At 58.9% G+C, this 16,410-nt stretch carries 12 protein-coding genes; all 12 read left to right on the top strand.

The window, feature by feature from the left end:
• The coding region (locus tag Q0248_RS02840) for a phosphate acyltransferase (RefSeq protein WP_299319501.1) at positions 1–153 on the top strand (153 nt) is incomplete at its 5' end.
• 38 nt (positions 154–191) lie between these two features.
• Positions 192–1,448, top strand: coding sequence for an acetate kinase (locus Q0248_RS02835; protein WP_299319498.1), 1,257 nt, complete (start codon positions 192–194; stop codon positions 1,446–1,448).
• A 152-nt stretch (positions 1,449–1,600) separates the two neighbouring features.
• Entirely contained in the window at positions 1,601–2,635 is a 1,035-nt protein-coding gene (locus Q0248_RS02830) for a branched-chain amino acid aminotransferase (protein ID WP_299319495.1), read from the top strand.
• A gap of 87 nt (positions 2,636–2,722) precedes the next feature.
• Positions 2,723–3,886 carry a hypothetical protein gene (locus tag Q0248_RS02825; protein ID WP_299319492.1) on the top strand — a complete coding sequence of 388 codons (1,164 nt, stop codon included), beginning with the start codon at positions 2,723–2,725 and terminating at the stop codon, positions 3,884–3,886.
• Between the two features lie 161 nt (positions 3,887–4,047).
• Positions 4,048–5,799 carry a phospho-sugar mutase gene (locus Q0248_RS02820; protein ID WP_299319490.1) on the top strand — a complete coding sequence of 584 codons (1,752 nt, stop codon included), beginning with the start codon at positions 4,048–4,050 and terminating at the stop codon, positions 5,797–5,799.
• Positions 5,800–5,913: 114 nt separating this feature from the next.
• Positions 5,914–6,660 carry a 2-phosphosulfolactate phosphatase gene (locus tag Q0248_RS02815; RefSeq protein WP_299319487.1) on the top strand — a complete coding sequence of 249 codons (747 nt, stop codon included), beginning with the start codon at positions 5,914–5,916 and terminating at the stop codon, positions 6,658–6,660.
• Positions 6,661–6,674: 14 nt separating this feature from the next.
• A complete protein-coding gene (locus tag Q0248_RS02810; RefSeq protein ID WP_299319485.1) occupies positions 6,675–9,203 on the top strand; it encodes a S9 family peptidase in 2,529 nt (842 codons plus the stop codon).
• Positions 9,204–9,863: 660 nt separating this feature from the next.
• A complete protein-coding gene (locus tag Q0248_RS02805) occupies positions 9,864–10,787 on the top strand; it encodes a DMT family transporter (RefSeq protein ID WP_299319482.1) in 924 nt (307 codons plus the stop codon).
• A 395-nt stretch (positions 10,788–11,182) separates the two neighbouring features.
• Positions 11,183–12,151, top strand: coding sequence for a thiamine pyrophosphate-dependent dehydrogenase E1 component subunit alpha (locus Q0248_RS02800; RefSeq protein WP_299319480.1), 969 nt, complete (start codon positions 11,183–11,185; stop codon positions 12,149–12,151).
• 43 nt (positions 12,152–12,194) lie between these two features.
• Positions 12,195–13,199 (top strand): alpha-ketoacid dehydrogenase subunit beta, encoded by a 1,005-nt coding sequence (locus Q0248_RS02795; RefSeq protein ID WP_299319477.1) that lies wholly within the window; start codon positions 12,195–12,197, stop codon positions 13,197–13,199.
• Positions 13,200–13,276: 77 nt separating this feature from the next.
• Positions 13,277–14,380, top strand: a complete 1,104-nt coding sequence (locus Q0248_RS02790) for a dihydrolipoamide acetyltransferase (protein WP_299319474.1) — start codon at positions 13,277–13,279, stop codon at positions 14,378–14,380.
• 40 nt (positions 14,381–14,420) lie between these two features.
• Complete coding sequence (gene lpdA, locus Q0248_RS02785) at positions 14,421–16,142, top strand: dihydrolipoyl dehydrogenase (protein WP_299319472.1); 1,722 nt, start codon at positions 14,421–14,423, stop codon at positions 16,140–16,142.
• Positions 16,143–16,410 lie beyond the last annotated feature (268 nt).

Genomic DNA, 16,410 nt, shown 5'->3' with positions numbered 1-16,410 from the left:
CGTGTAGCAGGTGCCGAGGCTGTAGGGCCAGTCCTACAGGGTATGGCTGCTCCTGTCAATGACCTGAGCCGTGGAGCTTCGGTCGAGGACATTTACAAGATGGCTGCCATCACCGCCAATCAGTCCATCGCCCTGAAGGCCAAGAAGGCCTAGCTCCGCCCCCTTAGTCTCACCATCCCAGGATAAACCTTATGAAGATCCTAGTCCTCAACTGTGGGAGCAGCTCGCTGAAGTTTGCCCTCATCGAGCTCCCGACCTACCGTGTCCTCACCTCGGGGAATGAAGAGCGTGTCGGTATCAACGACTCCTTCATCCGCTTCAAGCGTCCCGACGGCACCAAGGAGGAGCGCCACCTACCGATTCCAAACCATACGCGCGGTGTGGAGATCATCCTCGACATCCTCCGCGAGGAGCACTTCGTAGCCTCCTTCGATGAGATCGACGCCATCGGCCACCGCCTCGTACACGGAGGTGAGCGCTTTGCCTCCAGCGTCCGTATCAATGCTGAGGTCCTCGAGAAGCTCCGTGAGTGCGTGCCTCTGGCTCCGCTGCACAACCCTGCCAACATCCTCGGGATTGAGGCTGTGAGCAAGGTGCTGCCCAAGGTGCCTCAGGTGGGTGTCTTCGACACAGCCTTCCACCAGACGATGCCCGAGCATGCCTTCATGTACGCGCTGCCCTACGAGTTCTACTCGGAGTTCGGCATCCGTCGCTACGGCTTCCACGGTACGAGCCATCAGTACGTCAGTGAGGTAGGGGCTGAGCTGGCAGGCATTGACCTAGCGAACTCCAAGATCGTGACCGCCCACGTCGGTAGTGGTGCCTCCATGGCGGCTATCCTGAATGGCCACAGCATCGATACCTCCATGGGGCTGACTCCCAATGAAGGCCTCATGATGGGTACGCGTGCTGGGGACATCGACAGCGGGGTGCTGGACTTCCTCCTGGCGAAGAAGGACTACCGTCCTGAGTTCATCGCGCCTTACCTCAAGGATGAGAAGGAGGCTGGCAAGACCCAGCTGAGCCTGCAAGATCTGACGCACCTCCTGACCAAGAAGAGCGGTCTGGAGGGCATCAGTACCCAGGGCTCGGACATGCGCGACGTCGCTAAGGCCGCCGAATCGGGTAGCCACCGCGATCGTCTAGCCATCACCATGCACGCCTATCGAGTGAAGAAGTACATCGGCGCCTACGCTGCTGCGCTGGGAGGCCTAGACCTACTGATCTTCACCGCTGGAGTAGGGGAGAACCGCCCCCCGATGCGCACCGAGGTGTGCCAAGGGCTGGAGTTCCTCGGCATCAAGATCGATGAGGAGCTGAACCAGCAGGCCATGGGCCGCACGATGCTGATCAGCGCCCCCGATAGCCGCGTCAAGGTTGCTGTCGTGGCTACCGACGAGGAGTACATGATCGCCAAGGATACCTACCGCATCGTGAGCGAAGGCTAGCGACCACCTTCCTATATAAATAAGGAGAGGGGCAGAGAGCGTCTGTAGCACGTTCTCTGCCCCTCTCCTGTTTTTCTTTGCTTTTTCTTTACCTTTGCCCTAGGAGTCTTAGGGCTTCCCATCGTACACGATAACAAACTATGGCTATAATTATGGAGAACAAACAGGAACTTGACTGGAGCTCGCTCGGCTTCGGCTATCACCCCACCCACTACAATGTCCGCTGCTACTGGCGTGACGGTGCCTGGGGGGAGCTAGAGGTCTCTGACTCGGAGATGATCACGATCCCGATGGCGGCTACCTCGCTTCACTATGGACAGGAGGCCTTCGAGGGACTCAAGGCCTTCCGTGGTCGTGATGGCAAGGTACGCGTCTTCCGCCCTGAGGAGAACGCCGCACGCCTGCAGTCCACCTGCCGAGGCATCCTCATGCCCGAGCTACCTACGGAGCGCTTCCTCGAGGCGATTGACCGCGTCCTGGAGCTCAACAAGGACTTCATCCCTCCCTATGAGAGCGGAGCCTCATTGTATATCCGTCCCCTCTTGATTGGACTAGGGAAGCAGGTTGGGATCGCCCCTGCCAACGAATACCTCTTTCTCATCTTCGTCACCCCCGTAGGGGCGTACTTCAAGACGGGCTTCCGTCCCTCGCCCATGGCGATCATGCGCGGCTACGACCGTGCTGCGCCCCTTGGTACGGGTACCTATAAGGTAGGGGGGAACTATGCTGCGAGCCTCAAGTCCGGTGTCCTCGCCCACGAGCTGGGCTACTCTGCCGTCATCTACCTCGATGCCAAGGAGAAGCTCTACATCGATGAGTGCGGTCCTGCGAACTTCTTCGGCATCCGTGAGAATACCTACATCACCCCTAAGAGCAGCTCCATCCTACCCTCGGTGACCAACAAGAGTCTTATGCAGCTGGCTCAGGATATGGGACTCAAGGTAGAGCAACGCCCCGTGCATGTCGAGGAGCTAGCGACCTTCGAGGAGGCTGGCGCCTGCGGTACCGCTGCGGTCATCAGCCCTATCCTGCGTGTCGATGACCTCGATAAGCACAAGCAGTATATCATCAGCAAGGATGGCAACCCTGGCCCTATCTCGACGGCCCTCTATGAGCGTCTACGCGCCATCCAGTACGGCGACTACCCAGACGAACATGGGTGGGTACGCCTCTACGATTCGCTCTAGGCCTAGAGAAATATCCTCTAAGGCTGGGCCGTCGCAGGCCCAGCCTGCCTAAGGCGTCCCTAGTATCACCATTAAGACAAAGGAACAATGAAGAAAATCCTCATCCTCACCACACTCCTCACGCTGACCGCCTATACGGCTAGCTCCTGCGGCAGCAAGAATGATGAACCCAGCAAGGAAATCACCGAGCCCAACAAGGCTAAGCCCGAGGCATCCGCTACGACATCCTCCGTGCAGATCCGCCTCGCACCAGGTCAGCGCCTCGAAGTCTTCGCTCCCAGCACGGGACTGACGATCTCTGGAGCTACCCAGGAGGGGAATAGCTTCGTCGCGGGAGCCAGCGGCCTCGTTGGCATCGATGGGATCCGTGATACGCTGAGCATCCAGATCCCCGAGGCCACCGAGCTCGTCCTCGACCAGGAGCTCCCGAGACTGAAGAAGCTCCTCGTATCGGCTCCCGGCTCCAAGCTCGCCAAGCTCTCCTTCAAGGGGCTCCCGAATTTGGAGGACTTCACCCTCGTAGGGGCCAATACGCAGGAGACCCTAGACCTGTCGCACTTCGGCAAGCTCAAGCATCTGACCATCGGCCGACGTCCTACTACCGACATCGAGAAAGCCGACTTGAACTCGCTCCGCCGCTGGCTGAATGACAATATGAATGATGTCAGCACGACGCTAGGTAAGCTCGTATTGCCGCGCAGCCTTGAGACGCTCCTGCTGTATCGTCCCGTCTTCGCAGTCGAGGGCTGGGCGCAGCTTCCTGAGCTGAGAATGCTCGTCCTGCATACTCCCGATGCAGCCAAGCTAGGGGCGATCGATCTCGTCGAGAGCAAGAAGCTGCAGCGCTTTGGCTTCATGCATCTCTCAGGGACTGCGCCCTTGGCTCGCCTCGCGCTGAAGAACAAGCCCGAGCTGCGTGACCTCTTCTGGGGTCCCTCGATCGCTATGGATGTCGTCGAGGTAGATGGGGCTAATCCAAAGCTCGGCCCTATAGGACAGGCTCGCGTCCGAGACCTGCAGCTCCACCACCTGCAGCAGGAGACGATCCTCGGCCTTGTCGGGTATCTGACTCAGGGCCTACAGAGCCTAGACCTCCGAGAGAACCCTGATGTCACGGAGGCTCAGCTCGTACAGATCATCGAGAAGCTCCCTGCCTACAAGGCGGAGCTGGTGCTCTCTGGGGCCCAGGCTACCGAAGCCGTACGCAAGGCCCTCGCTAAGGCTACGACCTGGAGCCTCAGCGTGAAGTAGCAGCTCTCCACTCATCTATATATAGGTATCCCCCTAGCGCGAGACCACGAGGTCTAGGCTAGGGGGATACTTATCTTGATACCCATCGAAATGCTTATCTTTGCCTCAGCGCACACGAGTGCACGAGACATCGATATATAACTATTATACACATAAGACACATGGAGCAAAAGGATCTCCTCGCCCAAGTGCGAGCTAAAGCCAGTGCCTGGCTTGCCCCAGGCTATGACGCTGAGACACGTGCTGAGGTACAGCGTATGCTAGATAACCCTGATACTACAGAGCTAGTAGAGGCCTTCTACAAAGACCTAGAGTTCGGTACTGGTGGGCTGCGTGGGATTATGGGCGTGGGCTCTAATCGCATGAACCGCTACACGGTAGGGGCTGCGACGCAGGGACTAGCCAACTACCTCAAGCGCGAGTTCGCCTCGCTCCCTCAGATCGCCGTAGCTATAGGCCACGACTGCCGCAACAACAGCGATGTCTTCGCCCGCATCACGGCAGAGGTCTTCTCCGCCAATGGCATCAAGGTCTATCTCTTCGAGAGCCTACGCCCTACGCCTGAGGTCTCCTTCGCTATCCGCGAGCTGGGATGCCAGAGTGGGGTGATGATTACCGCCTCGCACAACCCCAAGGAGTACAACGGCTATAAGGCTTACTGGAACGATGGTGCCCAGATGATCGCCCCGCACGACCGCAATACGATCATCGAGGTGAACAAGGTGACCAAGGTCGAGGATATCCGCTTCGAGGCACGTCCCGAGCTGATCGAGCGTATCGGGGAGGCCTTTGATAAGAAGTTCATCGAGCGTGTGGCGAGCCTCTCCGCTCCCCAGCGCGAATCCATCGCACGCCACCACGACCTCAAGATCGTCTATACGCCCATCCACGGCACGGGCGTACGTATCATCCCTGAGACACTACGCGCCATCGGCTTCACCAACATCATCAATGTCCCTGGGCAGGATGTCGTCAGTGGCAACTTCCCCACAGTCTACTCACCCAACCCCGAGGAGCCCGCTGCACTGGAGCTCGCGATCCGTAAGGCTGAGGAAGTAGGGGCGGACCTCGTGCTAGCCTCTGACCCCGATGCTGACCGTATCGGTGTAGCCGTCCGCAACACAGAGGGCAAGATTGTCCTCATCAATGGGAACGAGATCTGCTCCCTGCTGGTCTACTATGCGATCATGAGCCGCAAGGAGTCTGGTCGCCTGCAGCCCCAAGACTACGTGGTAAAGACCATCGTCACGACCGAGCTGATCCGCGCTATCGCAGAGAAGAACGAAGTGACGCTCTTTGACTGCTACACGGGCTTCAAGTGGATCGCCGACGTCATCCGTCAGAACGAGGGCAAGCGCAACTACATCGGTGGCGGTGAGGAGAGCTACGGCTTCCTTCGCGAGGACTTCATCCGCGACAAGAGTTCGGTCTCGGCCTGCGCTATGTTCTGCGAGCTCGCAGCCTGGGCTCTGGATAAGGGTCTCTCGATCTACGAGCTGCTGCAGCAGGTCTTCCTTGAGTACGGGCTGTACAAGGAGCAGGGCGTAAGTGTCGTCCGCAAGGGCAAGAGCGGCGCCGAGGAGATCGAGGCTATGATGAAGAACTTCCGCGAGAACCCGCTGAAGACGCTTGCTGGGAGTCCCGTCGTCGAGGTGCTCGACTATGCCAAGCTCGAGGGCCGCTGGATCGACAAGGGAGAGGTCTTCACGCTCGACATGCCTACCACGAGTAACGTCCTCCAGTACAAGACGGCGGACGGTACCAAGGTCTCTATCCGCCCCTCGGGGACGGAGCCTAAGATCAAGTTCTACATCGGGGTGCGCGGCAAGCTCACCAAGATCGAGGAGCTAGCCGAGGCCGAGGCAGCGTGTCTAGACAAGATCGCCACCATCCGCCAGGAGCTAGGGATCTAAGGTGCCCAGGCTATATGTCGCGCCCTTATCCTCATTACCCTAGAGCTTAGGCTTCTTATATCAGAGCCTCCTGTATCCCCCGAGCGGGATGCAGGAGGCTCTTTAGCTATCTGCATGAACATCTATCTCTGTCCTTCCCCCGAACTCTATCCGCTCTATCATCGCTCAGGCTGCTGCGTGATCGTCGTCGATATCTTCCGCGCCAGTACGACCATGGTGACAGCGCTGGCCCACCGAGCCCGCAGCATCATCCCCGTGGCTAGTACCGAGGAGGCCGAGCGACTGGGGCAGTCCACAGACTGCCTCGTCGCAGCTGAGCGAGACACGCGCCGCTGCGCCTTCGCCCAGCTGGGCAATGACCCTGCCGAGTATAGCTGCGAGGCCGTCAGTGGCCGTGACATCGTCTTCACGACGACCAACGGCACCCGCTCCATCACCATCGCCCAGCAGCATGGGGCAGAGGAGCTCCTCGTCGGGGCCTTCATCAACCTCAGCTCGACCCTAGAGCATTGTGCTGCCGCGGGGCGCGACATCCTCGTCCTAGCTGCAGGCTGGCGCGGGCAAGCCTCTATGGAGGATATGCTCTACGCGGGAGCCTTGGCCGATCGAGCTGAGAAGCTCGGACTAGGCCAAGCGGCTGACGACGCTACCCGCATGATGCGCGACCTCTGGCGAGCACATTGTCTGAGCCTAGGGGAGCGTGTCCGCTACCTCAGCCAGAGCGAGCACTATCGGCGTCTCGTGGCCTCGGGCTTCGCTGACTCCGTCCCCTATTGCCTCAGCCTAGATCTGCATCCCTTGGTAGCTAGGATGCAGGACGATAGGCTCCTAGCACTGAACGAATACCCAGCTTATACCTAACTCATACCTATTTCATGATCCGATCTATCACGACATGTGCCCTAGGTCTCCTGCTCCTCACGGGGGGGCAGCTAGAGGCGCAGCAGCTGACTCGCGGTAAGCGCTATAGCGAGATCAGCCTAAGACGGCCTATGCTTATCGACTCGGTCAATGTGCAGAATCGTCCCTTCGACCTCCTGGGGCAGATCAAGCAGCCCTATGCCCTCAAGGAGCACAATGCCCAGCCCATCGCCGCCTCCACAAAGGGCGTCTTCTCTGTCCCCAAGGCTGCTAAGGGCGAAGCCGCGACGCTGAGCATCTACTCCTTCAACCTCGTCTCCCCAGGCTACACGCGTGGCAGCATCAAGCTGCATGGCCGTGGGCGCTATGCCCTCTACCTCGGTGAGCGCCTCCTGGGCTCCAACGAGCAGCGCCCCGCCTCCTCCGACTCCGTGCCCGCCCTCTCGCTGCCGCTGAGCCTCGAGGCGACCCACGGCACGCTTCAGGTGCGCGTCCTCGGGATGCCAAGCGATAGCGTCAGCGGAGACTTCCGCCTTGCCTATGAGCCCGAGGCGAAGTTCGCACCGCTTGACTCGGCTGCTAGCGCAGCTGGTACCCACTACATCGACTGGAACTATATCACGCATGGCAAGCAGCTCTACTCCGCTGCGGTGTCCCCCTCGGGGCGCTATGTCCTGGTGACCTACTCCGACCGAGCTCCCAAGAAGGGCGCCACCTATCAGGAGCTACGCGATGCCTCGGGCAAGATCATCCGCACCACGCAGCACCTCTCGGGGGCGCAGTGGATGCCCAAGCAGGATATGCTCGTGCTGCAGCGCTACAATGGGCTCTCGCAGCAGCTGCTCAAGATCAACCCCGCCACGGGGGAGAGCTCGGTGTGGGTAGATCAGCTCCCAGGCACCAGCTATGCAATCGGCCCCGACGAGCAGACCCTCTACATCTACCAGCAGGACAAGGGCCCAGAGAAGCACCCCATGGCCATACGCCGCCTCTCACCCAATGACCGTATGCCGGGCTGGCGCCATCGTACGAGCATCTACCGCTACGACATCCGCACAGGCGCCTACACGCCGCTCCTCTATGGTCTGCACTCGGCCTCCATCCAGGGGATAACAGAGGATGGCAAGCAGCTCCTCATCTCGGAGCACAAGACCAAGTGGACGGAGACGCCCTACAATCAGACGACGCTCTACCGCTACACGCCCGAGACGGGACGCATCGACACGATCCTGCGCGACCAGTTTAATATCGCGGGTGCCTCCTTCATTCCTGGCACCGACGACCTGCTTATCGAGGGCTCACCCGATGCCTTCGGTGGTATTGCCAACACGATAGGCCGTCCGGCCAACGGCTACGAGCGCGAGCTCTTCCGCCTGCATATCCCTACGGGTAAGGTGACGGCACTGACGCGCGACTTCGATCCCAACGTGGAGAGTGTCCACTACGTAGGGAAGCTCCACGCCTTCGTGTTCACGGCGGAGAACGGTAGCCGCAAGTCACTCTACAAGCTCGATGTCCGCAGCAATAAGATCAGCCAGATCCCGACCAGCGAAGAGGTCGTCCGTGCCCTCGGCGTAGCACGCTATGGTAGTGACCTCTGGTATATCGGACAGAGCCTCAACAACGCGAGCCGCCTCTACCGCATCGCAGGGGCTAGCAAGGAGCAGCTCATCTGGGACCTCTCGGCCGAGAAGCTGCGTGATGTACGCTTCACCGCTGCCAAGGACTTCTTCTACACCACGCCCGACGGTGTGAAGATCGATGGATGGTACTACCTGCCACCGAACTTCGACCCCAAGAAGAAGTATCCCATGATCGTCTACTACTATGGCGGCACCGTGCCGCTGACCCGTCAGCTGGAGACGACCTACAACCTCGCGATGTTCGCCGCCCAGGGCTATATCGCCTACTCACTGAACCCACGAGGCTGCACAGGCTACGGTCAGGCCTTCGCTGCCGACCATCTCAACGCCTGGGGGACGAAGACGGCAGACGATATCATCGGTGCAGTCAAGGCCTTCGCCGCGGAGCATCCCTATGTCGACATCAAGAAGATCGGCTGCTGTGGTGCTAGCTACGGCGGCTTCATGACGCAGTACCTGCAGACCAAGACGGACCTCTTCGCTGCTGCCATCAGCCACGCAGGGATCAGCTCCATCTCTAGCTACTGGGCTGGCGGCTACTGGGGGATAGGCTATAGCTCTGTAGCCTCAGCCTCCAGCTATCCCTGGAACAATCCTGAGCTGTATACCAAGCACAGCCCGCTCTTCAACGCCGACAAGATCCACACACCGCTCCTGCTGCTGCACGGTACCTCAGACGTCAATGTCCCCCCCAGCGAGAGCACCGCGCTCTACAATGCGCTGAAGATCCTCGGCCGCCCTGTCGAGCTGATTGAGTTCACGGGCGAAGACCATCACATCCTCGAGCCCGAGCGCCAGGACATCTGGATTCGCACCATCTGCGCCTGGTTCGCCAAGTACCTGCAGGATAAGCCCGAGTGGTGGGATATGCTCTACCCACGTACGCCCTACGATAAGTAGCAGCACCTCACACCCCTAAGTAGAGAGCGCCTCCTCCGATACTAGTGATCGGGGGAGGCGCTCTTGCTTTATCGTCTAGCCTCTGCCGCCCAGCGCTGCTTTAGTTGCCCTTTGTCGGCTTAGGTTCAAGGCAAATTGTTTCCTTCGTTTGCTTGGCCGTAGTCAACTAGGAAAGAGCGAGGCTAGTCAACAAAGGCTCGCAACATCATTACTTCCCTTCGGTGAATAGGGGAGGAGCGCCCCTTAGACTGCACAGCTGGGGCGGGCGTGAGGAGCAGACTTGTGCTACAGCTTACGCGCACCTAAGGGGGAGGGCCGCTGAGGGATACCCGTGAGGAAGCTGAGGGATACCCGTGAGGAAGCTGAGGGGCGTCCGTCACGAGCGCGAGGGATATCCGTCAGAAGGCCGAGGGCTATCCCTCAGGATGCTTAGGCTAGGCGATCGCCTCCTTACTTCGCTGAGCGCCCTCTGCTAGGACCGCTTGGGTGAGCCGCTCCAACTTATCTACTAGTTCGCTCTCCCGCCTCTGTACTTAGGGCTTTGCTTCGCAGTTCCTTTCGCTGGATCCAATGGGTTATCCTTCCTCGACCCGACGCAGATAATGTCTTGGACTTAGCTTGTAGGAAGGGTAGCCTAAGGCTTTGTCGTACCTTTGCAGCATGAATAAGACCGATAGACAGACCTTACTGGCGCACCTGAGTCTCCTTGGGGCTGCCTGTTGCTGGGGACTGATGGCACCGCTTGGGAAGGATGCGATGCAGCATGGGATCACGGGCTTCACCTTGGTAGCCTGCCGCTTACTCGGAGGAGCTGCTCTGTTTTGGATTGCTTCGCTCTTCGCCCCCAAGGAGCGCGTAGAGCGGAAGGATCGTTATCGCTTCATCCTCGCAGCGATCTTCGGGCTGCTGTGCAATCAGTGTTGCTTCACGCTCGGGCTGAGCCTCACGAGCCCCGTGAACGCAGGGATCGTCACGACGACAATGCCTATCTTCGCGATGATCCTCGCGGCACTGATCCTCGGCGAGCCCATAACGGGCAAGAAGGGACTAGGCGTCTTCCTAGGCTGCACGGGGGCGCTGCTCCTGGTCCTCGGCAGCTCTCGGGCAAGTGGTGCCACTCCTGGGGGGAACATCTGGGGCGACCTCCTTTGTATGGGCGGGCAAGTGAGCTACGCGCTCTACCTAGCGCTCTTCAGCAAGCTGGCACGGCGCTACTCTGTCTTCACGGTCAATAAATGGATGTTCCTCTGGGCCTCGATCATGGCGCTTCCGCTGACCGTGGGCGAGCTAAGCGCCACACCCTGGAGCTCCCTCAGCCTCAAGACGGGCCTAGAGGTAGGCTATGTCGTCTTCTTCGGCACCTTCGTCAGCTACCTCCTCATGATCAACGGACAGCGGAGCCTACGGCCGACGGTGGTGAGTATGTACAACTATGTACAGCCCATCGTGGCCGTGGTGGTCAGTGTGGTACTCGGGCTGGCCTCCTTCGGCTGGCTGCACCTCGGAGCCATCGCCCTCGTCTTCCTCGGGGTATGGCTCGTGACGATCTCCCGCGCCAAGGCCGAGGAGAAACGTGCCGCTTGAGGCTACCCGCAGCGCTCAGAGGAAGTACCCGCCCCATAGACTTCAGCGACTTACCTGGGAGGGGAGGAGCCTGAGAAGAGCAGACATTCAGCTCAAGACAAAGCCGCTCGAGCTACTCGCATAGCCCTGGGATAGCGAACTTTTTGGGCATCTGATAAGGCGATCCAAGCGGTGATATAAATAGAATCTATTGCCTCGGCGCACAATATCTCATTTATATGTTATCTTTGTGCAGTCAACATAGCAATAGGCGTACTTATTGAGGAAAGAATTCTTTTAATAGGAGGGCGCACTGAGAGGACTAAGGAGCGAAGGCTGTGGAGACAAGGAGCGGGCAGCCCTGAGGCTGGGCGCTCAGAGCGTAGAGATAAAGAGTATCAAACATTTATACAGTTATGGCAAAGCTTAAGAAAGAAGATCTGCTGGAGATGTACCGCAAGATGGAGGATATCCGCAACTTCGACAACAAGGTGAACCAGCTGGTGCGCCGAGGCGAAGTCCCTGGGATGACCCACTTCTCCGTAGGGGAGGAGGCCGCTAACGTCGGTGCTATCTGCGGGCTCGAGAAGGGTGACCTCATCACCTCCAACCACCGTGGTCACGGTCAGAGTATCGCTATGGGGATCGACCTCAATGGCATGATGGCGGAGATCATGGGTAAGGCCAATGGTGTCTGTAAGGGTAAGGGCGGCTCGATGCACATCGCAGACGTAGACGCTGGTAACCTCGGTGCCAATGGTATCGTCGGTGGTGGTATGGGTATCGCTATCGGTGCAGCCCTCACGCAGAAGATGAAGAAGACGGGCAAGATCGTCGTCTGCTGCTTTGGTGATGGGGCTACCAACGAAGGCTCCTTCCACGAGACCCTCAATATGGCAGCGATCTGGGATCTTCCTGTGATCTTCTACTGTATCAATAACGGCTACGGTATCTCTACGCCCATCAGCTCCGTGATGCGCACCAAGCACGTCTATGAGCGTGCAGCTGCCTACGGCGTCCCCGGGGTCTTCATCGAGGATGGTAACGATGTGATGGCTGTACGTGAGACCATGGACAAGGTGATCAAGGACGTACGTGCAGGCAAGGGTCCCGTGCTCGTCGAGGCTATCTCCTACCGCTGGTATGGCCACTCGACCTCCGACCCCGGTAAGTACCGCACCAAGGAAGAGGTAGACGAGTGGAAGAAGAAGGATCCTATCCTCAAGTTCCGCAACTATCTCGTCGACAAGAAGCTCGCCACGACCGAGGAACTCGATACCCTCGAGGCTGCTAGCCACGCAGCTGTTGACGTGGCAGTCGAGTTCGGCCGTAAGGGACCAGAGCCCGCTCCCGAGTCTGCCTTCGAGGATATCTTCACCGAATAGTATTCGGGCCTTCCATTAACCCCAAGCAAACAAGTAGACTATTATGATAGAAGGACAAGAAACAAAGGTGATGTCCGTGCGTGACGCCATCATCGAGGCTATGAGCGAAGAGATGCGCCGTGACGAGAACGTCTTCCTCATCGGTGAGGACGTCGGTGTCTATGGTGGTGACTTCGGTACCTCTGTAGGGATGCTGGAGGAGTTCGGTAGCGAGCGCGTCCGTGATACCCCCATCTCGGAGAATGCCATCTCGGGTGCTGCCGTAGGTGCAGCTCTGACGGGGATGCGCCCCATCGTGGATGTGACCTTCATGGACTTCATTGTCTATATGATGGACAACATCGTCAACCAGGCTGCCAAAACGCGCTATATGTACGGTGGTAAGGGCTCGGTACCCGTAGTCTTCCGCTGTGCTGCTGGCTCGGGCCTCGGCTCCGCTGCTCAGCACTCGCAGAGCCTGGAGGCGTGGTTCTGCCACATCCCTGGCCTCAAGGTCGTAGCCCCTGGTACCCCTGCTGATGTCAAGGGTATCCTCAAGGCTGCCATCCGTGACAACAACCCTGTGATCTTCCTCGAGTACAAGGCTCAGTACAACATGAAGGGCGAGGTACCTACCGATCCTGACTTCGTACTGCCCATCGGCAAGGCCGACCTCAAGCGTACCGGTAAGGACGTGACCGTCGTCACCTACGGCCGTATGCTGGAGCGTGTCCTCAAGGCTGCCGATATGGCCCTGGAGAAGGGCATCGAGGTAGAGGTCGTCGACCTGATGACGCTCATGCCTCTGGACAAGGAGGCGATCATCAACTCCGTGAAGAAGACGGGCCGCGTGCTACTGGTCAATGATGCGCACAAGACGGGCGGCTTCCTCGGTGAGATCGCAGCCGTGATCACCGAGAGCGATGCCTTCGACTACCTCGACAACCGCATCCTTCGCCTTGCTGCCGAGGATATCCCCACGCCTTACAACCACTCGCTGGAGGTCGCTATGCTCCCCGATGCCAACCGCATTCTCGAGTACATCGAGCGCCTCTACACCAAGCGCTAGTTCGCCAATCATGCAGATATCGTGTATAGCCCTCCCACACTGTGCGAGGGCTATGCACCTTAATGAATAATCTATATATGGGAAATGATAAACTAAGAGCCACACCTGCGGCTCGCTCACTGGCACACCGTATGGGGGTCGAGCTGAGCGAGATCGTCGGCTCTGGCTTCAAGGGACGCATCCACGCTGAGGATGTAGCTGACTTCAGCTACGAGCAGGGTGGGGGGATCACGCCCCTAGCAAAGAAGATCGCAGATGTCTTTGGCCTAGATACTTCCTCCATCAAGGGGACGGGCTTCCGTGGCAAGATCCGCCGTGCGGACGTAGCTGCGGCACTGGGTGATCGCTATACGACCAACCTTGAGCAGATCATCGATCCCTTCACGGCTACTCCCTCCGCTGCTAAGGCTGCTCCCGCGGCTGCTGCGCCCAAGGCCGAGGCTCCCGCTGCTCCTGCAGCTGCGGCGCCCGCAGCCCCCGAAGGTGGTGTCGAGATCGTACCGATGAATATGATGCGTCGCGTCATCGCCAAGCGCATGAGCGACAGCTACTTCTCCGCACCGACCTTCGTACTGAACTACGAGGTCGACATGTACGAGGCTACCAAGCTCCGTAAGCAGCTCCTCGAGCCCATCAAGGAGAAGACGGGGAAGAAGCTCACCGTCACGGACATTATCTCCATCGCCGTGGTACGCACGCTGATGAATCATCCCTATATCAACGCTTCGCTCTCGCCCGACGGCTCTCAGATCGAGCTGCACCACTACGTCAACCTCGCTATGGCTGTCGGTATGGACGAAGGGCTGCTGGTGCCCGTAGTACATGGCGCTGAGAAGCTGAGCCTCGTCGAGCTGATGCTCCGCCTCAAGGACATCACCGAGCGCGCCGTGGGCAAGAAGCTGACGCCCGCCGATCAGGAAGGCAGCACCTTCACCATCTCCAACCTCGGGATGTACGGCGTCGAGTCCTTCACCTCGATCATCAACCAGCCTAACTCGGCCATCCTCTCCATCGCAGGCACGAAGGAAATGCCTGTCGTACGCAACGGCGAGGTCGTCGTCCGTCCGATCATGAAGATGAGCCTCACCTCCGACCACCGCGTCATCAATGGGCTGGCTGCGGCTAAGTTCATGCAGGAGCTCAAGGCTACCCTGGAGTCACCACTGCCTCTCCTCGTTTAATCCCTCTCATACGAACCACAAAAGAAGATCCTAAATAGATATGGCAACAGAGATCATCATGCCCAAAACGGGCCTAGACATGACAGAAGGTGAGATCGTAAGCTGGCGCAAGAACGAGGGTGACCCCGTGCAGGCTGGTGAAGTCCTCCTAGAGATCATGACCGATAAGACGAGCATGGAGCTCGAGGCAGAGGCCTCCGGCGTCCTGCTCAAGATCACCCACCAGGCAGGCGAGACCGTGCCCATCGCTGAGGTCATCGGCTATATCGGTGAGGCAGGCGAGAGCCTCGACACCGTCCCCTCCAAGGATGAGATCATCCCTGAGAAGAAGGAAGGCCCCGCACACGAAGGTGCTCCCCAGCCCCTCATCCACCTCGACGGCTCCTATCACCTCTGCGTCATCGGTGGTGGCCCTGCTGGCTATGTAGCTGCTATCCGTGCTGCTCAGCTCGGTGCTAAGGTCGCTATCGTAGAGAAGGCAGAGTTCGGTGGTACCTGCCTCAATAAGGGCTGTATCCCTACTAAGACCTTCCTGCGCAACGCTGAGATCCTCGACGGGGTAGCTCAGGCAGCTGCTCGCGGGATCAACTTCGCAGACATGAGCTTCTCTGTCGATATGAAGAAGCTCGTCAAGTACAAGGATGGCGTCGTCAAGAAGCTCACCGGTGGGGTCTACTCGCTGCTCAAGAGCAATGGCGTAGAGGTCTTCCGCGGTGTCGGTAAGATCAATCGCGACAAGGACGTCGTCGTCGACGGTAAGGACATCATCAAGGCCGATAAGATCATCCTCGCTGGTGGCTCCAAGGTCGGCCGCATCAATATCCCTGGTATCGATCACCCTGCGGTACTGACCAGCGATGATATCCTCAGCCTCGAGGAGCGTCCTGATAGCCTGGTCGTCATCGGTGGCGGTGTCATCGGTGTCGAGATGGCTGAGGCTCTGGTTTCACTTGGGACGAAGGTCACCATCATCGAGATGGCAGACTACATCATCCCTGCTCTGGACAAGGAAGTATCGCAGACGCTGCGTGGCGAACTCGAGAAGCGCGGCGTGACGATCATCACGGGTGCCGCCATCGACAAGATCGAGGACCGCTCCGGCAAGCTCGCTGCTATCCTCAAGGATGGCCGTGCGATCGAGGGCGACAAGGCGCTGCTCTCCATCGGCCGTGTACCCGACCTCGAGGGTGTCGGCGAGATCGAGTTCGAGATCGAGCGTGGTCGCATCAAGGTCGATAAGTACATGGAGACGAGCGTCAAGGGTATCTATGCCCCTGGTGACGTCAACGGTCTGAAGATGCTTGCCCACACGGCCTTCCGCATGGGTGAAGTCGCTGCTGAGAACGCCCTGCACGGCAACGAGCGCGAGCTGAAGATGCTCTCTGCTCCCTCCGTCGTCTATACGCGTCCCGAGGTAGCTACCGTCGGTCTGACCGAGGAGCAGGCTCGCGAGCACTACGGTGATATCCGTGTCGGTAAGTTCCCCTTCGTGGCCAACGGCCGTGCCCTTGCCTCTGGTGAGACCGAAGGCTTCGTCAAGGTCATCCTCGACAACAAGTATGGCGAGATCCTCGGGATCCACATCATCGGCGCTATGGCTGCCGAGATGATCAGCCAGGCTTCGCTCATCATGGAGATGGAGGCTACCGCAGAGGAGGTCATCGCTACGATCTACGGGCACCCCACCTATTCGGAAGCCCTCTACGAAGCGATTGCTGACGCTCTTGGTCTGGCTATTCACCTGCCTGCTAAGAAGAAGTAGGCTTCGTCTAACCCCCCTTACGACGGCCGCCCGATCTACTCCAGCAGTAGGTCGGGCGGCTGCTTTTATGCTCGCTTCCTTTGTGGGCGCCTTCGGCTAGCCTCAGATGCCAGAGCTAGGACACAAGCCTTACTCCGCTGCTCATGATTTGCTCTGAGCTAAGGGACGAAGTCAGCCCAGCAGTTCACGAGCATAGGAATAGGGCCCTTGAGGGATATCAGTGGGAGCACTGAGGGACGTCCCTCACGAGCGTGTGGGCTATCAGTCA

The sequence above is a fragment of the uncultured Porphyromonas sp. genome (assembly GCF_938046015.1).
In the GTDB taxonomy this organism is placed as follows: domain Bacteria; phylum Bacteroidota; class Bacteroidia; order Bacteroidales; family Porphyromonadaceae; genus Porphyromonas.
The sequence above is the reverse complement of the archived record's forward strand: the minus strand, read 5'-3'. Positions and strand labels throughout refer to the sequence as shown.